Annotated in this window: 17 protein-coding genes; 5 read left to right on the top strand and 12 right to left on the bottom strand. The window is 33.3% G+C overall.

Annotation, left to right across the window (positions count from 1 at the left end; genetic code table 11):
- Window position 1 precedes the first annotated feature (1 nt).
- Window positions 2-256 carry a YfhL family 4Fe-4S dicluster ferredoxin gene (locus FJR48_RS04890; protein WP_152307038.1) on the top strand — a complete coding sequence of 85 codons (255 nt, stop codon included), beginning with the start codon at window positions 2-4 and terminating at the stop codon, window positions 254-256.
- A 3-nt stretch (window positions 257-259) separates the two neighbouring features.
- On the top strand, window positions 260-1723 hold the full coding sequence (locus FJR48_RS04885; RefSeq protein ID WP_152307037.1) for a Ppx/GppA phosphatase family protein: 1464 nt from the start codon (window positions 260-262) through the stop codon (window positions 1721-1723).
- Between the two features lie 2 nt (window positions 1724-1725).
- On the opposite strand, the gene bamA is transcribed toward FJR48_RS04885, so the two are convergent.
- Window positions 1726-3969: an outer membrane protein assembly factor BamA gene (bamA, locus tag FJR48_RS04880; RefSeq protein WP_152307036.1), complete on the bottom strand. Its 2244-nt coding sequence runs from the start codon at window positions 3967-3969 to the stop codon at window positions 1726-1728.
- Window positions 3970-4072: 103 nt separating this feature from the next.
- On the opposite strand from bamA, the gene FJR48_RS04875 reads away from it, so the two are divergent.
- A complete protein-coding gene (locus FJR48_RS04875) occupies window positions 4073-4903 on the top strand; it encodes a prephenate dehydrogenase (protein ID WP_152308383.1) in 831 nt (276 codons plus the stop codon).
- Window positions 4904-4917: 14 nt separating this feature from the next.
- Here the strand turns inward: FJR48_RS04875 and FJR48_RS04870 are convergent, their stop codons facing one another.
- From FJR48_RS04870 to FJR48_RS04850, 5 genes are read right to left on the bottom strand one after another with little or no spacing between them, the layout of a single operon-like run.
- Entirely contained in the window at window positions 4918-6045 is a 1128-nt protein-coding gene (locus tag FJR48_RS04870; RefSeq protein ID WP_152307035.1) for an ABC transporter permease, read from the bottom strand.
- A complete protein-coding gene (gene rbbA, locus FJR48_RS04865) occupies window positions 6045-8765 on the bottom strand; it encodes a ribosome-associated ATPase/putative transporter RbbA (RefSeq protein WP_152307034.1) in 2721 nt (906 codons plus the stop codon). The genes FJR48_RS04870 and rbbA overlap by 1 nt, the downstream gene beginning before the upstream one ends.
- Window positions 8762-9760 carry an HlyD family secretion protein gene (locus tag FJR48_RS04860; protein ID WP_152307033.1) on the bottom strand — a complete coding sequence of 333 codons (999 nt, stop codon included), beginning with the start codon at window positions 9758-9760 and terminating at the stop codon, window positions 8762-8764. Before FJR48_RS04860 ends, rbbA begins: the two co-directional genes overlap by 4 nt.
- A complete protein-coding gene (locus tag FJR48_RS04855) occupies window positions 9760-12108 on the bottom strand; it encodes a TolC family protein (RefSeq protein WP_152307032.1) in 2349 nt (782 codons plus the stop codon). Before FJR48_RS04855 ends, FJR48_RS04860 begins: the two co-directional genes overlap by 1 nt.
- Before the next feature lie 11 nt (window positions 12109-12119).
- Window positions 12120-12710: a TetR/AcrR family transcriptional regulator gene (locus FJR48_RS04850; protein WP_152307031.1), complete on the bottom strand. Its 591-nt coding sequence runs from the start codon at window positions 12708-12710 to the stop codon at window positions 12120-12122.
- Window positions 12711-12887: 177 nt separating this feature from the next.
- Between FJR48_RS04850 and FJR48_RS04845 the strand changes: the two genes are divergently transcribed.
- The gene (locus tag FJR48_RS04845) at window positions 12888-13310 is read left to right on the top strand and encodes a DsrE family protein (protein ID WP_152307030.1); all 423 of its coding nucleotides are present in this window, start codon (window positions 12888-12890) and stop codon (window positions 13308-13310) included.
- 10 nt (window positions 13311-13320) lie between these two features.
- Here the strand turns inward: FJR48_RS04845 and FJR48_RS04840 are convergent, their stop codons facing one another.
- From FJR48_RS04840 to FJR48_RS04815, 6 genes are read right to left on the bottom strand one after another with little or no spacing between them, the layout of a single operon-like run.
- Complete coding sequence (locus FJR48_RS04840) at window positions 13321-14742, bottom strand: BatD family protein (protein WP_152307029.1); 1422 nt, start codon at window positions 14740-14742, stop codon at window positions 13321-13323.
- Entirely contained in the window at window positions 14726-16591 is a 1866-nt protein-coding gene (locus FJR48_RS04835; RefSeq protein ID WP_152307028.1) for a VWA domain-containing protein, read from the bottom strand. The genes FJR48_RS04840 and FJR48_RS04835 overlap by 17 nt, the downstream gene beginning before the upstream one ends.
- Window positions 16588-17517, bottom strand: a complete 930-nt coding sequence (locus FJR48_RS04830; protein WP_152307027.1) for a VWA domain-containing protein — start codon at window positions 17515-17517, stop codon at window positions 16588-16590. Before FJR48_RS04830 ends, FJR48_RS04835 begins: the two co-directional genes overlap by 4 nt.
- Window positions 17510-17914 carry a hypothetical protein gene (locus FJR48_RS04825; protein ID WP_152307026.1) on the bottom strand — a complete coding sequence of 135 codons (405 nt, stop codon included), beginning with the start codon at window positions 17912-17914 and terminating at the stop codon, window positions 17510-17512. Before FJR48_RS04825 ends, FJR48_RS04830 begins: the two co-directional genes overlap by 8 nt.
- Complete coding sequence (locus tag FJR48_RS04820; protein ID WP_241856131.1) at window positions 17915-18745, bottom strand: DUF58 domain-containing protein; 831 nt, start codon at window positions 18743-18745, stop codon at window positions 17915-17917.
- A gap of 7 nt (window positions 18746-18752) precedes the next feature.
- Complete coding sequence (locus tag FJR48_RS04815) at window positions 18753-19697, bottom strand: AAA family ATPase (protein WP_152307025.1); 945 nt, start codon at window positions 19695-19697, stop codon at window positions 18753-18755.
- Between the two features lie 187 nt (window positions 19698-19884).
- Here FJR48_RS04815 and FJR48_RS04810 point away from each other — a divergent pair, with 187 nt between their 5' ends.
- Window positions 19885-20355: a DUF2231 domain-containing protein gene (locus tag FJR48_RS04810; RefSeq protein ID WP_152307024.1), complete on the top strand. Its 471-nt coding sequence runs from the start codon at window positions 19885-19887 to the stop codon at window positions 20353-20355.
- Window positions 20356-20357 lie beyond the last annotated feature (2 nt).

The raw sequence follows: 20357 nt of genomic DNA, 5'->3' as shown, positions 1-20357 counted from the left end.
AATGGCTTTAATGATAAATGATGAATGTATAGCTTGTGATGCTTGTAGGGAAGAATGTCCTACTGAGGCTATTGAAGAAGGTGACCCTATATACTTTATAGATTCTGATAGATGTACTGAATGTGTAGAAGTGTATGATGAGCCTGCATGTATATCCGTTTGTCCTGTTGATTGTATAGTTTTAGATAAAGACAATGTAGAATCAATTACCGAACTTCAATTTAAATATAAAACAATTTTAGCTGAAGAAGAATAAAGCTTGGCAAAGCGAGTAGCTGTAATAGATATCGGTTCTAACTCTGTTAGAATGGTTATTTATGAAAAAACAAGCCGCTTTGCCTTCCATCTTTTATACGAATCTAAAAGTAAGGTTCGTCTATCACAAAATGCCTACCAAAACAATTCAAACCTACAACAAGATGCAATGGAGAGAACATTTTTTGCACTGGCTGATTTTGTAAATATAATATCATCTTTTAAAGCTAGAAAAACACTATGTGTAGCTACTTCCGCCCTTCGGGATGCACCAAACAAGTATGATTTTATAAAACGTATCAGAGATGAACTAAAACTAAACATCAAAGTTATTGACGGAGAACGTGAAGCATATCTTGGCGGTATAGCCTGTGCAAACCTTCTACCCAATCAAAACAATGCCCTTACAATAGATGTAGGGGGTGGTTCAACGGAATTTGCTTATATAGACAATAAAAATGTGACAGATACTATATCTATTGATTTGGGTACGGTTAGATTAAAAGAGTTATTTTTCGACAATAACGATATAAACGGTGCAAAAAAATATATAGATGAAAAATTAGAAGTATTAAATGATATTGATGCTTCTAAACTAATAGGTATAGGCGGAACATTTCGTGCCATAATCACTGCAATAATGAAGCAAAAAAGTTTTCCTCTACGTAAAATTCATGCATATGAGTCTAAATCCGATGAGTTTGAAACATTTTTAAAAGCTGTACTAAATGCCGATGAAGAAGAACTTTGCAAATTAAATATTAAAGAAAATAGATTTGATATAATAAAACCCGGTTCTTTAATACTTCAAAGGGTAATAAAAAAGCTCAACATAAATGAACTTATTGCAAGTGGCGTAGGTGTCCGTGAAGGTGTATATTTAAGTGATTTACTAAGAACATCAAAAGACAAGCTACCTGCGAACTATAATACATCGGTTAGACATATATTAGATGCCCACGTCAGCGACAAAGAATACTCAAATAACTTAAATAAACTCTCAAAAGAACTTTTTGATATCTTGCAGGATAAATTTAATTTAGATGCTAAATATAGAAGAGATTTGGCAATCGCAGCTAAACTGTACCCTTCAGGCGGCAGTATCCATCAGTTTGCACAAAACAGGCACAGCTACTATCTTATCCAAAGTTCTTTAGAGTATGGTTTTACACAAAAGCAGATGGTTTTAATATCTACGCTTGTAAGATATGCAAAAAGAAAACTCCCATCAAATGTACATATTGAAAAGTATAAAGTATTATTGCCTGATACAAAAACATTAAACACACTTAGTTACATATTGACTCTAAGCATCTATCTACTTAATCACAGACCTAGAAATATAGATTTTAGATGCTCCCTTGAAGGTAACAAGCTAATTATAGATTCTAAAAATAGAATGTACTTGGCAAAAGAGGATATTGAGAATCTTAAAGCCTTGGAAGATTTAGAAATAGTATTTAACTAAATCTAAAATCTTTGACCCATTGTAAACTCGAAGGCAGAAGTATTGTCACCCACCTTCTCATTAAGCGGATTTGCATACATAAGCTGAATTGGTCCTACCGGACTAAACCATTCAAGTCCTACTCCGTAGCCGCCACGTGAAAATTCATCAAGTTTGGAATCTCCTATAAAACCCCAATCTACGAATGTTACAAGACGCATTTTAGCTTTTTCAACTAAAGGAAAACTCAGTTCCAAAGAGTTTGAAAATGTTTGCTTTCCTCCTGTTCTTATCTCACTAACTATACCATCTGCACTTGTTTGTAAAATTTTAGGAGATATTGAGTATGAATCATATCCGCGAACCGAGCCAAGACCACCCATATAAAATCTTTCAGCTATAGGAAGGTATCCCGTATCTACTGCTAAATAGTATCTTGATTTATACCTAAATATAGCATCAAAACCAAAATAGTCATTCAAGCCTTTATATACATTGAATTTAGTACGTGATTTAACATAGTTTGCATCTGCATTGAGTCCTGCTTTTTCAAAAACCTGACTAAGAGTATAGCCGCTTCTAGGAAGATAATAGTCATCTGTATTGTCAAAGCTTATACTCATGGAGATTGAACTTTTTGAATAATCTTCAAAGTAGTATGGGTTCGTAGTAATACTCGAATCTATATTTTCATAATCATGACTTGAATATCCGTATGCCAAATAACCGCTAACATGTCTTGAAAATCTATGCCCGATACCCATGTTTATACCACTGCTGTTTGTTGTATAATCGTTATAGTCGTATGAAGATTTATATATAGAGAAGTTTCCGCTGAAGTCACTGTCGTTTAATCTAGAATTTGATATATTAAACGAGTAGTTTCTTGTAGTCTCTGATTTTTCAGCTTTGACTCCAACATTTATACCGGAACCCCATATATTTCTGTCTTCAACGGAAATATTAAGTAAAAATCCGCCGTATGAACCGTAACCACCGCCAAGTTGAACATTACCGGTCGGTGCTTCTTTAACCTTTACGATTAAGTCCATTGTCTGATTGTCTATTCTTTTTTCTTCGATTGTTTGACCTTCAAAAAAGCCTAAACGCCCCAGTGAGTTTCTTGAATCCGTTAAATCCGTCATAGAGTACATATCTCCAGGACCAAGATATAACTCACGTCTTATAATCCTGTCTAAAGTCCTATTGTTTCCGGAAATTAAAACATTTCTTATCTTTACTTTATCACCTGGCATTATTTTAAATACGACTTCAACGGTTTTATCTTTTTCATTTTTTCTTAAATCAGGTACTACTTGAACAAAAGCATATGCCAAATCACCTATAAGCGTTTTAATTCTTTTGGAATCTTCCCTAAATGTTTTAATATTAAAAGCATCACCCGCTTTTAAAGAGATGACCTCTTTAATTTTTTCATCATCAATTACTTTTTTAACTTGATTTATACTTATAGCACTTATTTCATATACCTCACCCTCTTCTATGACATAACTCATAAAAGCAGTATAGTTGTTAAAATCGGCTTTTACAAAAGGTTGTTCGACTTTAATATCCAAATAACCGTTTTGCATATAATAATCACGTATTCGAAGATGATCGTATGCTAAATCCTGCAGATGCATTTTTCCATCATTTCGCCCAAAAAACCAACCCATCCATTGATGTTCTTTGTTTGCCACTACATCATCAAATTCATCTGCTTCTATACCTTTTAAGCCTGAGTACTTAAGCTTTTCGATGATTATTTCTTCACCTTCATTTGCGATAAAAGTAACTTTTATACTACCGTTTTCTAAATACTCTTTTTGTATTTCCACAACTGAATCAATCTTACCGTCTTGACTCATAGCATCTATAAGTCTTTTTTTAGCAGCTTGAAGTTTTTTCTCATCATACAATGAACCGCGTTTAATTTGGATAATACTATTTTTAACTTCCTCATCGTTTTCTTTGTAACCTTTAAGCTCTATTTTTGAGATTAATGGTTTTTCAACAAAGTAAAATGTAAGCTCGCCATCTTTGATTTCTGCTCTAATATCTGTAAAGTATCCCTGTTTAAAATATTTTTTTATAGCTTCGTTTATCTTTTTTTCGTCAAGTTCGTCACCGACTTCAAAGTCAAGCATATTTAGTGCAACCGATTCCGAGATATGAACAATACCGTCATATTTAATAGACTTTATCGTTTGTGCAAAAATATTTTCTGTGATTAAAAAAGTTAGCAATATAGCTAAAAGTAGTTTCATAGATTATCCATAATGTAAAATAAGAAAAGATTTTACCTTTTATGAGGTTAATATTAGGTAAACTTTCAAACAACTTTAAATTTGGTATAAAAAGATGAAACATATGAATATAGCGATAGTAGGTTTAGGACTAATGGGCGGATCATTGGCACTTAGTTTAAAAAAATTGGATTTTGTAAAAAGAATAGTAGGTAGCGATCATAATGAAACACATCAACGTGAAGCTTTAAAACTTGGTTTAGTTGAAGAGATAGTTGAGTTTAAAGATGTAAAAAAATACGATGTAATATTTTTGGCTATACCCGTAGATGGCGTAATATCTGCACTAAACAATCTAACAGATGTGGATGCAGACACAACTATTATAGACCTTGGAAGTACAAAAGAAAAAATCGTTCAGTCTATTCCAAAATCAATCCGTAAAAACTTTATAGCGGCACATCCCATGACAGGGACTGAGAATTTTGGTCCAAGTGCTGCTATAGAAGGATTATACGAAGATAAAGTGGTAGTACTATGCGATATACAGGATAGTGGAGAGCTACAACGTGATATATCTAAAAAAATTTTTCGCTCTCTTAAAATGAAAAAATATTTTATGGGTTCAAGTGAACATGACCGTCACGCTGCTTTTATATCGCATATGCCTCATGCTATATCATACTCTATAGCAAATACGGTTATGAATCAAGAGAACAAACACAATATTCTAGCTTTGGCAGCAGGTGGTTTTCGTTCGATGAGCCGTTTGGCAAAAAGTAGCCCTGATATGTGGGAAGATATATTTAGACAAAATAAATCAAATCTTTTAGAAGCTATAAAATTATTTGAAGAAGAACTCCAAATATTGAAATCAAATATACAAAACGATGATTGGGAGAATGTACATAAAGATATCCAAAACGGTAAAAAACTACACGATATATTCGACTAAAATATAATATTTTCTTATTGGGAACTTGCCAAACTTTTACGAAAAATTGCCAAAGATATAAGAAAAAACACCATACCGATAGAAACAATAGCTAAAAGTTCAGGCCATACAACATCTATACCCGCACCCCTGTATAAAACCCCTTGCGCCATTTTAACAAAATGGCTCGTAGGCATAATTAGCATCACGTCTTGAATACCTTCAGGCATACTCTCAAAAGGGGTAACACTGCCTGAGAGTACTTGCAACGGTAAAATTGTCAGTATAACTATTAATCCAAGTTGGGGCATGGTACGTGCAACCGTTCCCATAAAAATCCCCATTGATGTTGTAGCAAAAAGCATTAATAACACTCCAAATAAAAACAATATTTCCGAACCTAAAATAGGAACCGCCAATATCCATTTAATAAGAAAAAACAAAGAGAGTGCCGATGAAACAACCACGACTAAAGCCATCGACCATACTTTTGAGAGCATTATCTCTGTAGCACTCAGAGGCATAACCAAAAGATGTTCTAACGTTCCGTGTTCGCGTTCACGGATTAATGCCGCACCAGAGAGTATAATTGAGAGCATTGAAATTTGCTCAATTAGTTTCATTATGCTTCCAAACCACAAACTATCAAGAGTTGGATTAAACTTTATCCTTGTTACCAAATTAATCGGCAAAGTTGCACCAGTTTTATAACCGTTAAGAAATATATTTAATTCATCATTTATCATTTGCTGTATATAACCAGCCCCTATTCCTGCTTGAGACATCTGAGTTGCATCGATATTAACTTGTATAGTAGGATTTTTTTCTTGTAATAACTCTTTTTCAAAAGAAGGAGGTATAGTGATTACAAAAGTATATATCCCCTCATCCATATTTTTATCTACTTCATCTGCATTAATTATATCGGGGGAGATAAACATAGGTTCATGAAAAGCTTTCATTAAACGTGCAGATAACGGTGAGTGATCTTCATCTACAAATGCAATTGGTACTTTATTTAGTTCCGAACTAGCAGAAGTAGCACCTATGTAAACACCCAAAGAAAAAGAGTATATGATTAAGAACAACATAACTTTATCTTGCCAAAGACTTTGAAGTTCTTTAATACCCAAATATAATACGTTTAATACCCGTTTTTTCATTACATTTCCTGTTTTTTCAGTGCTATTGCACTTAACACGGTAATTACAATTACTGCTGCTATCAAACCTATAAAGTCATTAGTTAAATCCTTAAATTCTAACGCTTTACTAAAAACACCACGACTTATATTAATAAAAAAAGTTGCAGGGAATATATGCCCGATTAAAGCACCTACACCCTCTAAAGAACTGACAGGGTCTTTTAGTCCCGAGAAACTAATTGTCGGCAAAAGAGTAACGATTGCCGTTCCCGCAATTGCTGCAATTTGTGTTTTGGCAAAAGCAGACATTAACAATCCCATACCTGTCGTAGTAGTAACAAAAAGCAATGCTCCTAAAATAAGACTCGATAAACTTCCTTTAAGCGGTACTCCAAAAAGAAATATTGCAAAAAGCAAAAGACCAAAAAAGCCTATCATACTTATTACTATATAAGGAAGCTGCTTACCGAGTAAAAACTCAAAACGTGTTACTGGTGTCGCATAAAAATTGGTTATAGAACCAAGTTCTTTTTCACGGACTATACTTAATGCCATTAAAATCGAAGGAATAAATACCAGTAACATAGGAATAACCGCAGGAACCATTGCATAAATACTTTTGAAATCCTGATTATAACGGTAACGCATTTCAATATTTGCAGCTGATAACTTAGGTGTATATCCCATTGTTTGACGTGTCAAATTTACTAAATAGTCATAGTGCATTCCACCCATATAACCTTTAATTGTCTCAGCATTAAAAGGCATAGCACCATCAATCCAAACGCCTATCTCAACTTCACGCCCCTGCTTAAGGCTACGCCCAAAACCTGAAGGTATTTCAAGTGCAACAGATAGTTCTCCACTTCTCATACGCTGATCTAACTCATACTGAGTCTTAATAGCTTCTTGTTCAAGGAAATATCTGGAACCTGAGAGATTTTGAATATAATCACGGCTTTGAGGAGTCTGATCTCGATCAAGTACGGCAAAACGTAAGTCTTCTACATCCATTGTAATACCGTATCCTAAAGTCAGCATAAGTAAAATCGTACCCAATAATGCAAACATAAGTCTTATAGGATCACGAAGTAGTTCAAGTGTTTCTCTGTAACTATATCCAAATAGACGTAAAGGACTGAAAAAACGGTTTGGCATCTTAGATTTTTCAAACTCAAGCTCTATAGGTTCAGTGTTTTTTTCCTTTTTAGTTCCGCCGGCTTCTTCTAAATATTCAATAAATGCTTCTTCTAGAGTCTCTTTATTTCGTTGTTTTGTTAGTGCTTGTGGAGTATCGCTTGCAAGAACACGTCCTTCATGCATTAGCGATATTCTGTCACAACGCTCACCTTCATTCATAAAGTGTGTTGAGACAAATATTGTTACACCGTCATTACGTGAAAGGTCTATTAGCAACTCCCAAAAACGATCCCTTGATATCGGATCTACGCCTGAAGTAGGCTCATCAAGTATAAGTATTTTAGGATAATGTATAACCGCTACTGCCAAAGAAAGACGTTGACGAATTCCTAAAGGTAAATCGGCAGTGAGTATATATTGATAATGTTGAAGGTTAAATCTCTCTATCATCTCATTTACACGAGCTTTAATTTTCTCTTTTGGTATATGAAACAATCGTGCATGTAAGATAAGATTTTGATATACCGTTAACTCCGTATAAAGAGAAAAAGACTGAGTCATATAACCAACCTGATTTCTTGTTTGTATGTCCTGAGCATCCGTTGCTTGCTCAAACAACCATGATTCTCCGCTTGTTGGCGTCAATAAGCCTGTCAGCATCTTCATAGTTGTTGTTTTTCCACAACCGTTAGAACCTAAAAATCCAAATATTTCACCGCGTTTTATAGAAAAACTCACATTTTCAACAGCAGTAAAATTACCAAAACGCATCGTTAAACCTTTGGCAATAATAGCCTTAGTTTCTTCTTTTTGAGCTTTTCTTGGAGCTATATGTAAAATTTCATGCCCTTGACGTTTTTCTTCAGGGAGTAAAGCGATAAATGCTTCATCAAGATTAGTAGTTTTAGTTTTTAAGAGAAGTTCCTTTGGTGTGCCCGTAGATAAAATTTTGCCTTCATCCATAGCCACAAGCCAGTCAAAATGTTCAGCCTCTTCCATATATGCCGTTGCAATAATAACGCTCATACCTTCTCGTCTTTGACGAATTCTCTCAACAAGCTCCCAAAACTGACGTCTGGAAAGTGGATCTACACCTGTAGTCGGCTCATCCAGTATCAAAAGTTCTGGGTCATGAATTAGTGCACAACAAAGTCCAAGCTTTTGTTTCATCCCTCCCGATAATTTTCCTGCCGGACGATCCCTAAAATTAGTAAGCCCTGTACTTGCCAACAGTTCCGTTATTCTTGCTTTTCTTTCACTCTTACTTTGACCGAATAAACGACCAAAAAAATCAATATTCTCTTCAACTGAGAGCGACATATAAAGGTTTTTTCCTAAACCTTGTGGCATATATGCAATACGTGGTCCTATAGCATTTCTGTTGCTTTGTAGATTAATATTACTATCAAAAACTTCGATAAAACCTTCTTGAAGTTTACGCACTCCACAGACTAATGCAAGTACACTCGATTTTCCTACACCGTCGGGACCTATAAAACCAACCATACATCCAGAAGGTATATCTAAACTTATCTTATCTACTGCAATCGTATTACCGTAGTGATGAGAAAGATTTTCTATGCGTACAACAGGTTTCATGGAACAATTTTATTATTCTTTTTAACTTGAAGATAATTCGGCCATGGCGTTGAATCATCTAAACGTACATAACTAATACCGGGAAGACCGCTTTTTGCATTTTTAAAACCACCGTTAAACATTTTAAAATCAACTTTTACTTTTATTCGAAACATCAATTTTGCACGCTCTTTTTCAGTTTCAATCTCTTTTGGAGTAAATTGTGCTTCTGGAGAAACAAAAGATACAAAAGCCGGTATCGGCATATTTGGCATTGCATCAACAACAATACGTGCTTGAGTATTTATAGCTACTCGCCCTGCATCTGCCGTAGGAAGAAAAATTGTCATATATGTATCGCTTAGGTCTAAAAGAGTATATAGTTTTGTACCACTGCCTACAATTTCTCCGGGTTCAACAAGTTTATAAAGCACTCTTCCCTCGATCGGTGCGAACAAATTACTTTCTTCAATATTTACTTTTATAGTTTCCACCTGTGCCTTTGCAGCTTCTATAGAAGCATCAGCACTCACTACTTGAGCTTTTGCAGCTTCTAATGCTGCGTTTGAACTTATAAGTTTTGTCTCATCTTGTTGTAACTGCACCAAGGATATATTTTTATTTATATAAAGTGACTTGGAACGTTCTAAATTCTTTTTTGCAAGCAATAGTTCACTTTTACGCTGAGCTACTATTGCTTTTGCATACTCTTTTTGTTGCACAGCCTGTTCAACCATAGCTTTGGTTTGTTTTAGTTTTGCTTCTAACTCTTTTGTGTCTAACTTAGCCATTAGTTGCCCTTTAGAAACCATATCACCTTCTTGGACTAACACTTCTTTTACTCTTCCGGGGTATTTTGTAGCTATGTCAACTTCAGTCATTTCAAGACGTCCGTTTCCAAATACAAATGCATCCGGTAGCTGATTCGAATTTAAATTTTCCATCATATAATATACAATGAAACCTCCTACAATCAAAACTCCTAAAAAAACCTTTTTTAAAATACTTTTATTCATTATTTCACCTTTGATATTGGGGATGATTGGTTATCCGAATTATTTATGATTTGTGAAAACCTGTTTGTATAAAGCTTACGTTCAGATTCATCCATAAAAAAATCAAATTTTCCTATATCTCTTTGCAAATTCATAAGATCTTTTAAAAACTTATAGATTGCACTTGCAGATTTTTGATCGGCTAAAATAGTTTCATTTTGAGCTATAAGTAAATCACTCATAGAACGAGTCCCTTTTGCATAGTTATTTTGCACAAGGTTAAAGCTTTTTTTTGCTGCTTTTGCCGCTTGTTTAGTAAGTTTAATAGAAGGATAACTAGAACGAATAGTATGTAAATCATAGCGAATTTGCTGCTCTATTGAGTTTTTTTGATAATCTTTTGATAATTGTAACTGTTGCAATTTAAGCTGTGATTCTGAAAAACGAGCACTTCTGGCACTTCCTTCATACAAAGGCAGTGAAAGTACAAAACTCGCACTCCAATTAGTTTGATCTTCTAAACTGGTACCCGTTGAGGGATTACGTTTTTCGTCAAAAACCCTAGACATTTCCCCAACCAATTCAATATCAGGCGAATAGTAAGCCCTGCTCTGAGATACAAGTTTACGTTTTTGAGCAGCTATGTAAGCATCATACATCTGTAACTCAGATGCACTTTTTAATCCCTCTTTTACAAAATAGTTGTTTATAAGCTTTATCTCATTTTCATTTGTAATTAAAGATAAAAGTTCTTTATTGCTTATGAGTAAAGAAGGGTCATCTAAAGTAGCAGGTATGGTTTTTATTCTACTTGTTATTGGACGATGTAAAATAAGATTAAGTGCATCTTGGGCTTGTTCAAGTACTGCTTTTACTTGAAGTACACCTTGTTTTGAAGTAGCAATTCTACTCTCCCAATGGTAAAGCTCTGAAAGATCGGAACTTCCTGCATCGACACGTGCTTGCGCCATATCTAAATTGGATTTGGTTAATTTTAAATTTTCTTGTTCTACTTTTAATTGCGTTTGTGCAATCAATATATCTAAAAACAGCGTACTGGTCTGTTCAACAATATCCATCTCCAATGTACGTTGTTGCGCTACGCTAGCAGTCTTAAATTTTTTTTGTATATCTAAAGCAGCCAAAGCCTTCTCTGAAAAAAGAACTTGATGAAGCTTAATAGCTCCGGTTGAACTCTTGTGGGCATAAAAACCGTTTTTTACATAAATATTATCACTATTATGTTGCGTATATGTAATATCACCTGTTACTTGAGGTAGTAAAACAGAACGTATCTCTTTAATATTTTCATCTTCTAGTTTTATTTCCAACTCTCCCGCAATAATATTAAGGTTGTTTTTTATTGCGAGCTTTGCAACATCACTTAAACTAAATTCATCACCTTGCGACTCTTTATCATCTTCTATAAGTTTTGATTTGTTTAAAATATCAAATGGAGGATATACGCCAATTTTATTTGTCGTTTTTAGATTAATTATCAGTTGATGTTTATCTTCAAATTTATTAGGCAGTTGTCGCGGGTCTTCACCTCTTAGAACGGAGTGTATATTTAATGCCAATTGTCTAATTCTTCTGGAGATATTTTCCCTTGAGAACGAAGAGATCATAACTCCGTCATAAACACTCAAATCATCTCCAAAAGAGTAACTTGGAATCCGTCTCTTTATTAAATCATCTATTAATTCTTTTTTAGATTCAAAATCTAAAGACGGAAGAGGTGTAAGCATAACAGCTTGGGTATCTAATGGTATTTGTTTAAAAGAATTTTTAGAATTAATTACAAATAGATGAAGATTTATACCTTTTTCCAAAGCAGATTTTTTTAAACTTTTCATTGCTTCAGGAAGCGATGAAGAAAGTTTTTCATCCACAATAAGTGTCATATTTTTAAAATTAACAACATCTAAAAAATTTTTAAGTGCTATATCAAAGGGTGTACTAAAATATAGATAGTTTAAATTTTGTTTAACAACTATTGGCTGCTGTTCAAAATGAAGTAGGTACGGTGCAAAAGTTGGTTTTGTAAGTTTTGTTTCTTTTAAAGCTATATTTGCACTTACTAGTCCTATAGTTATTATCAAGTCGATATCAGGATTATTTTGCAATTTTTCCAAAGCAGCTTGTGCTTTTATAATTGACCAGTCAATAATGATTGGATTTACAAAATGAACATTAAATTCACTTTGTGTCATAAGCTTTAGTTCTGTTGAGAGTTCATCTTTTATCTTTTGATATCCAGAAGTTTGTGCATCCATAATAATACCAACTTTTATCTCCTGTGATAATGAATCAGCACCTAAAACAACAGTTGCAAAAAACAGCATTAAAAATAGTTTAACTTTAATCATAACACTCCCTTTTATCTATTTTTGGTTATTAATAAAAAACTTTCTAAAAGTTCATCACTTCTTTGCATTAAATCATCGTTTACGATAACCCAGTGTTTAACCATAGCGGTACTAAGACTATCATACAGTAAAGTCATCTCCAGTGCAGTCTTAGTAGTTGAGATTTTTTTCCTCAAAGGTTCCATGATATTTTCACTTATAAACATATATACATGCATCATAACGTCATCTTCGTCGGTAAAATTGTAAGTATTTATATAAAACAACGGATGATTTACACCTATATGTAGTATGTTTTTATGCGATGTAAAGGCTTGAAACTTGATATTTGTGAGTATTTTAAGTTTTTCATACGGATCTTTTACATTCTTGATTTCATTTTCCAGTATCTCTAAATAATAATCAATTTGATTTAATATATAGTTATTATAAAGATTTTCTTTTGAGCCAAAAAGTGTATAAATAGAACCTACAGATACTCCGACAATAGAAGCTAAATCAGCTATCTTCATATTTTCGTAACCCTCACTTTGAAAGAGTTTTGATGCTTCTTCGAGTATTAAATCTCTTTTTATCTCTTCTATTTTTTTCTTTAAACTCATACACTCTTCCCTTTAAAATCTTTTAACTATTTTAATATATAAGTTCATAAAATGAACTTAATTCATTTTATGAATGTATTAAAAGACTTTAAATAACTCTTAAGTAAAACCTAATAAAATATCATTTCGTTAAGTTAAACTTAACGTTTTTACCATTTAAAAAAATAAGGATATATAATGAAGAAAATATTAGTTTCTTTTGTAATGCTTTTTAGCATTTTATCAGCAGAACAAAAAGCCGTATTTGATTGTGCTGCAGGGGATATGAAGTTTGTTTTAACAAGAATGAAGTTAATTGATATGACGGCAAAAGAATTAAAACAAAAAAATATACCGTATGATTTTGTTTTGACAATCCATTCAAAATGTACACCGATAGTGAATAAAAAAAGTGACAATAAAGATATTAAAGCAATCCATCAAAAGCTAACACAGTTAAAACGTGAACACAATGTAAAAATCGAAGCTTGTAAAATTGCTACAAATAAATTTGGATATAAAAAAGATGATATTATTTCTGAAGCAGATATCGTTAAAAACTCTATAACACGTGTAATTCAATTACAAAATAGTGGTTATGCTTTAATTCCATACCACTAATAACAAAAGACTAGGAAATTCCTAATCTTTTAATCAACTCTTTTAAGGCTTTTTTATCTACAGGCTCTTTTTTAGCCGAGTAGATATTTGCTTCGAGTTTGTTCATCAACTCTTTAACCTCTTTGTCATCCTCGTACGGAAGAAGTTTTATAAGAAGTTTTTTCTCATCTTTAATATCAAAACCATTATTTGTATCTTTATTTATAGAAGGCTTGAACAACATAATAACTATTCCGACTAAAATACCGGATATAAATATTAACACAGCCCATAAAAAAGGCAAATTTTCACTTGTTGAAGTAGCGGTTTCGTTATCAGGCACTTCTTGACGCTTAATATTTAATGCCTCACTCTTATTTTCTACACCTTTTACATCTATCTTAAACTCTTTGGTACTTATAGTTTTTATCTCTTTTGTTTGTGGATCAAAATATCTTAGTGTAATTGGAGGTATTGTAAAATCTTTGTCAGATACAAAAGCTATTTTTTGCGTAAGTTTATTAGAATTAACTTCGACCTTTTCATCAAATATACTAACTCCGTCTATACTTGGTTTTAGAGTTTTTATATCTTCTAAATTTCCAAGACCTACTAACTCTATACTTAAATTTACGGCTTCGTTAGGGTTTATAGATGTTTTATCTACCTTAGCATCTATAGTAAAGTCACCTACTAACTCAATCCCTGCAGGAAGTTTTTTAACTTTTATCTCTAAATCGTTTGAGAAGTATGTCTTCCATTTTATCTGTGGTACCCATGAGCCCCAACTATCGGTTATATGGCTACGCAAGGCAATCTTCATCTTAGCTTCAGATATTTTAAGCATACCTTCTCTTTGGGCTGCCATCGTATATACAACCTTTGTAGTTGTATATTCCGCATCTTTAAAACGCTCAGGTTTTGATTCATTTTTTATCCAAAATCCTTGTAAATTTGGCGGTACAAACTCACTGTCAACTGCCGTTGCATTGTTTTTTTGTTTAAATAAAAGTGTAACTTCAAAACTCTCACCCACAAAAACTTCGTCTTTTGATGATTCTAAAGTTAATATAAACGGGGAATCTTTTGTTACTTTTTGAGTCTCTACATTGATACTTATCTTTTTAGTATATTCTGTTTTTCCGCCTATATTTACCGCAATTGGCTCAATTACACAACTTTTTTGAGGTAAAAATTTATATGAAAGTACATAGTTTTTTCTAAAATTCCCGTTTATCATCTCTATACTGGTCTGAGAATTTGTAGATATTACGTCTTCGCCACATACAGTTTGTATATTTGGAGTTTCAATATCTTCTCCTTCAAGCTTTAAAGACAAGGTTACCATCTCACCTCTAGTGATAGTTGAAGAATCTACACTTGCCACAACTGAGGCGTTTAAAGCACTTATAAAAAAGGTTAAAAAAATTATTATCTTACCAAGGTTTTTCATTCTCATCTTGCCTTTTACTTGATTTATTTAACTGATATAGATATGTTTTTTGTTTAGTTTGAAGTTGATTTATCCATTTTTCCAACTCCGCATCACTCATCTGCTGCATCTGAGCAGGTTTTTCCTGCTTGCTTTGTTTATCTTGTTCTTTTGTTTCATTTTTATCTTCACTCAGGTTTTGGAGTTTTTGCTGTTCTTGTTGTTTTGATTCATTATTGTCTTTGTTTTGTTTTTGATCTTTTTGCTCTTCTTCTTTGCTTTTTGAATCTTTTTGTTCTTGCTGTTTATCTTTTGACTCTTTAGATTTTGAACTGTCTTTTTGATCTTTATCGTCTGATTTTTCATCCGAATTTTTATTATCCGAGTCTTCTGACTGATTGTCTTTTTTCTTATCCTCTTTTTTATCTTTTTTCTTATCGTTTTTAGAATCTTTGTTTTGTTGGTTTTTCTTTTGTTTTTCTAGCTCTTTTTTAACAGCTTCAAGGTTTTCTCTGACCTTTTTGTCTTCTTTTATTTCTAAAGACTTCTCATAAACTTCCACTGCTTTGTTTAGTCCATCGGGAGTTTTTGATTTTACATATGCATTTCCCATATTTGCAAAGTTCTTAGCTCTTTCATACTTATCGTTAAATGTGGCCTTTTCATAGTTCTCTAATGCTTTTTTATAATCTTCTTGTTTATAGTACGAGTTTGCGGCATTAAAATAACTTTGCCCGTTTTGATGCTCAGATGCATATTGTTCATATATTTTTGCAGAATCTTTATACTCACCCTTTTCATAAGCTTTTTTAGCCTTGTCAAGTTCTATAAAGTCAAACACTCCTGCTTCCGCATCTACAGATGCAAAAGATATTAAAAATAAAACAAAAATATTTGGCAGATTAACCTTTACCCTTTTACTCATCGAACTTGTAGCTATTAAAAGTATAAAAAGTGCCAAACCAAGAGGATAATAAAATAGCGGTATATATTTATTTATATTTTGACTTTTTAACTCTTTTTTATCACTAACACGCTGCATCTCGGCAAACATTGTTTTTATATCTTTATCACTTACACTGTTTTGTATATAAACTCCACCCGTCTTAGTAGCTAAATCAGACACTTCTTCATTTAGTTTTGAGATTATTATATCCCCGTTATATTTTATAAAACTACCGTCTTTTTGTTTTATAGGTGCACCTTTTTTTGTACCCATACCGAGTATGAATACTATTATGTTTTTCTCTTTTGCAAATTCAATCTCTTTTGAAAAGTCTTTTTTATCGCCACCGTCACTTAAAATTAGCAAATATTTTTTCTCGCTTTTGCTTTTTGCATTTGATACAACCTCAAGCATCGATAAAAAATCGGTTCCCTTTTGTGTAATGGATGCAGTATCGAGTTTTGAGAGCAAAAACGCAACTGCAGATGAATCAAAACTAAGTGGCGATACAAGATAAGAGTTTTTTGCAAATGCCACTACGCCTAAACGCTCGTTTGGTGCATCTGAGAGTAACATAAGAGCCTTTTTCTTAGCAGATTCGAGTCTTGAAGGATAAACGTCTGTTGCGAGCATAGAATCACTTATGTCAAGTGCTATCATAATATCCGCACTTTTAGCTTTAACCTCTACACTACCATCTTTTATAACAGGTTGAGCAAGTGCCAAAACTATTAATACACCAGTCAGTAAAAAGAGTGCATTCCTTGCCTTTAGAGTAAGCATATTGGCTGAGACTCTTAATTTATCTATCACGTCGTCACTGAAAAAATGAGCTTGCGATTCTTTTTGGGTAAGTAAAAGTCCAAATAATATAAACATCGGAGGAAGCAGATAATATAATAATTCGGGATGTAAAAAACTCACTCGCTTGCTCCTATTTTATTTCTCAGATATACGTAAAACATTAAAGCTAAAAATCCTATAAACAGCGGGTATATATAGTAGTATTCAAGATAAGAAAAGGTCTCATTTTTAATCTCGGATTTTTCAAGCTCGTCTATACGTTTGTAAACATCTTGAAGTTCATTTGCATTTGCAGCACCAAAGGCGACACCGCCACTCTCTTTTGCAATTTTTATAAGTACTTGTTTATTGTACTCATTTTGTCCACCTATTCCGATAGGATAAACTTTAATCTTCTCTTTTTTTACCATATCGAGTGCTACATCAAGAGGAAAACGATTATCAGGCGTATTAAAACCGTCCGTCAAAAGTATGATGACTTTTGATTTTGAATCACTCATCTTTAAAAGGTTTACCCCTTGTGCAAGCGATTCGTAAAGTGCCGTATATTTTCCTGCCATACCGATGTAGAGTTCTTTCACTATTCCTTTTAAAATATTTTCATCATATGTAAGAGGAGATGCTATAAAAGAGTAAGCGCCAAAGACTACAAGACCTATATTGTCATTTTTTCTTTTATCTATAAAATCGCTTACTATCTCTTTTACAACATCAAAACGCGTAGATGTAGGAGATGTTATGTCAAAACCGCGTGCCTGCATCGACTGCGATGCATCTAAAACAAGCGTCATTTCATATCCGTCTTTAGGTTCTAACTCATACGGCTCATCTTTTACAGGACTCATAAGTGCTACTATCATCATGCTTATTGCCGTCCATTTTAGAAAAAACAGAAGTTTTGATTTACTTGCGGTATTTTTCATAAAAGATGCAGTATGTGGAAAATACAAAGACGGAAGTTTCATCTTACATAAACTAGCACACGCTATAAAGAAAAATATAACAAATATAAGTTTTGGAAACTCAAAGTAGATGCCATCAAACATCAATCATACCCTTATACAGTTCAATATAACTCAGTGTATCTTTATCAAAAGAATCAACTTGTTTTTTATACTTATAAGCTTCTAGTCTGTCTGTCAGATTTTCATACATCCCTTTTTGTCTATCGCCGTCATCTTTAAATGTAGCTCCATACAGACTAATAGCATATGCAGCTTTTTTAGTATCGCTCAAATCTAAACTATTTATAATTTTAAAATGCTCTTTTCTTTCGTTATATCTATTCTTGTTTTTAAAGTATTTATATATCAAATAGCCTATTCCAAAAAGAACAACAATAGCTGCTGCCGAGATACCTAAAAGGTAATAAAGCGAGTACTCTTCTACTTCAACTATAGTTTTTATATCGTGTAAAGGTATGTCATAACTTTGCTGTTGCATCTACCTACCCTCAAACAGACGACGTAAATTTACGCTTGGGTTATCGTCCGTATATACTTTTGTAAAACGTATTTGATGTTTTCTAAACGTGTCATATAGTTTATGGTCGTGTGCATGGACTTTTTTTGCATATGAATCTACACTTGAACGGTTAAAATCTCCTTCTAGTGTAGCTCCGCTCTCAGGATCAACCAAAGATGCAAAACCCATTTGAGGCGGTTTTTCTTCCAGTTTATCTCTTACTATCAAAGATACTACTTCATGTTTTTTAGCAAGCAGTTTAAAGTCAGGAATTTCAAAAAAGTCACCTACAAAAAGAATAAGAGATTTTCTTTTTAATCTTTTATATAAAGTATCTGCTATAAATTTAAAATCAACCTTTTTATTTAGGGCTTCAAAGTCTAAAATATCTTTTGTGATAGATTGGATTTGGTGTATTTTTTTGCTTGGTTTGTAAAAGTTATCCATCTTATCGGTAAAGCTATAGTAACTTAACAAGTCACCATTTTTAAGAGTTGAAAAACCTAGCAGTGCCGCTATTTCGGCTATACTTTCTTGCTTAAACTTTTTAGATCCAAAATGAACACTACCGTTCAAAATAGTAACAAGTACGACATTTAATTCCCGCTCTTCACGAAAAATCTTGATGTAAGGACTTTGCATCTTGGCTGTGATATTCCAGTCAATATGCCTGATATCATCTCCGGGCATATATTCGCGAAGCTCTATAAAGTCATAACCCTCGCCCTGAAAAATGGAAGGATTATTTCCGACCATTTCAGAAAAGACTTGACGACGAGCCCTAACTAATATTTTTTGCAGTTTGCTCATAATTTACCTACGGTATTTTTACTGTCTCTAAAACTTTTTGGATAATCTCATCGGTAGTGATTCCCTCTGCTTCTGCCTCGTATGTTAAAACGATGCGGTGACGCATAAGCTCTTTTGCAATATATGCCACGTCAACAGGCGTTACAAAATCTTTCTCACGCATAAAAGCCATAGCTTTAACGGCTTTGAACATATCTATACTTACACGAGGACTTGCTCCAAACTGAATAAAATCCGTCAACTCTTCAAGTCCGTACTCGTTAGGGTTTCTTGTAGCATTTACAAGCTCTATCATATACTCTTCTACTTCTGCATCTACATGGACATCTTTGATTTGTTTTTTAAGTTCATCTATATCGTCTTTGCTTACAACAGCTTCTATATCTTCAAAATTTCCACTTGAAATGCGTCTTGCAATCTCTAACTCTTCATCTTTTGAATTGTAATCTACTACAAGCTTTAACATAAATCTGTCCAGCTGTGCTTCTGGAAGTTGATACACACCCTCTTGCTCAACAGGATTTTGTGTAGCCATTACAAAAAACGGAGGTTCTAGCTTAAACGTTTCATCACCCAATGTAACTTGCTTTTCCTGCATAACTTCAAGTAAAGCGGACTGAACCTTGGCAGGGGCACGGTTTATCTCATCTGCAAGTAAAAGATTTGTGAAAATAGGACCTTTTTTGATTTTAAAAGCATTATTTTGAGGGTCGTATATCTCAGCACCCAAGATATCCGACGGCAGTAAATCCGGTGTAAACTGTGCACGTTTAAAGCCTAGCCCCAGAGATTTTGCAAGTGCGTTTACGGTCGTAGTTTTTGCAAGTCCCGGTACACCCTCTATAAGTATGTGACCTTCACATAAAAGTGCGATTAGAAGTGAATCAATCATCTTCTCTTGACCCACCACTACTTTACTTACTTCTTTTTTAATATCTGTTAATTTACTCATTAAATATGCCTATTTTTTGAAATTGTAGTAGTATATCTTAGGGTGGTAAATGTTTGGTTAAATATAGTCATTTTATGACAGTATTAACACTTATTTTACTTACTTAAGAGTTATTAAAACAATTTAATATATTATTAATTTTTTTAATACTACAATCTATCTACCCTCTAACTAAAAAGGAAGAAAAATGAATATCTTACATCCTCCGTTTGTACATTTTGTGGTAGCGTTACCGATTATCGCTTTATTTTCACAGTTTACATATTTTATTACAAAAGATAAAGCGTATTCCAAAGCAGCTTTGAGAATTATAGGTTTTGCGATGCTGGCTTCTTTTCTCGCAGTAGTTAGCGGGATAGATGATGCACAAAAAATTATCACAGATCAAAATATCCTTCAAGAAGGTATAAATTCTTTAAATAAACATAAAATATTCGGTTTTATAGTTGTAGGCATCTTGGTAGTTACTTCCATTGTGAAATGGTTTGCGATTTCCAAAAACTCTGTGTTATATGAAAACATTTCTCTTGTTTTAATTATAATCGTATTGATAGCTTCGCTTTACCAAGGTAGAAGCGGAGGAACACTTGTTTATAAATATGCTGCAGGTATTGATAAAAGTATAGTAGTACAAAAAATAGAGGAGCAAAAAAAATAGTG

This window comes from Sulfurimonas lithotrophica, assembly GCF_009258225.1.
GTDB lineage: Bacteria > Campylobacterota > Campylobacteria > Campylobacterales > Sulfurimonadaceae > Sulfurimonas > Sulfurimonas lithotrophica.
The sequence above is the reverse complement of the archived record's forward strand: the minus strand, read 5'-3'. Positions and strand labels throughout refer to the sequence as shown.

Bases quoted from the DNA above. Each gene is read 5' to 3' on its own strand.
- FJR48_RS04890 (WP_152307038.1), top strand. From the start codon at position 2: ATGGCTTTAATGATAAATGATGAATGTATAGCTTGTGATGCTTGTAGG.
- bamA (WP_152307036.1), bottom strand. From the start codon at position 3,969: ATGAAACTACTTTTAGCTATATTGCTAACTTTTTTAATCACAGAAAAT.
- FJR48_RS04875 (WP_152308383.1), top strand. From the start codon at position 4,073: ATGAATATAGCGATAGTAGGTTTAGGACTAATGGGCGGATCATTGGCA.
- FJR48_RS04870 (WP_152307035.1), bottom strand. From the start codon at position 6,045: ATGAAAAAACGGGTATTAAACGTATTATATTTGGGTATTAAAGAACTT.
- rbbA (WP_152307034.1), bottom strand. From the start codon at position 8,765: ATGAAACCTGTTGTACGCATAGAAAATCTTTCTCATCACTACGGTAAT.
- FJR48_RS04860 (WP_152307033.1), bottom strand. From the start codon at position 9,760: ATGAATAAAAGTATTTTAAAAAAGGTTTTTTTAGGAGTTTTGATTGTA.
- FJR48_RS04855 (WP_152307032.1), bottom strand. From the start codon at position 12,108: ATGATTAAAGTTAAACTATTTTTAATGCTGTTTTTTGCAACTGTTGTT.
- FJR48_RS04850 (WP_152307031.1), bottom strand. From the start codon at position 12,710: ATGAGTTTAAAGAAAAAAATAGAAGAGATAAAAAGAGATTTAATACTC.
- FJR48_RS04845 (WP_152307030.1), top strand. From the start codon at position 12,888: ATGAAGAAAATATTAGTTTCTTTTGTAATGCTTTTTAGCATTTTATCA.
- FJR48_RS04840 (WP_152307029.1), bottom strand. From the start codon at position 14,742: ATGAAAAACCTTGGTAAGATAATAATTTTTTTAACCTTTTTTATAAGT.
- FJR48_RS04830 (WP_152307027.1), bottom strand. From the start codon at position 17,517: ATGTTTGATGGCATCTACTTTGAGTTTCCAAAACTTATATTTGTTATA.
- FJR48_RS04825 (WP_152307026.1), bottom strand. From the start codon at position 17,914: ATGCAACAGCAAAGTTATGACATACCTTTACACGATATAAAAACTATA.
- FJR48_RS04820 (WP_241856131.1), bottom strand. From the start codon at position 18,745: ATGAGCAAACTGCAAAAAATATTAGTTAGGGCTCGTCGTCAAGTCTTT.
- FJR48_RS04815 (WP_152307025.1), bottom strand. From the start codon at position 19,697: ATGAGTAAATTAACAGATATTAAAAAAGAAGTAAGTAAAGTAGTGGTG.
- FJR48_RS04810 (WP_152307024.1), top strand. From the start codon at position 19,885: ATGAATATCTTACATCCTCCGTTTGTACATTTTGTGGTAGCGTTACCG.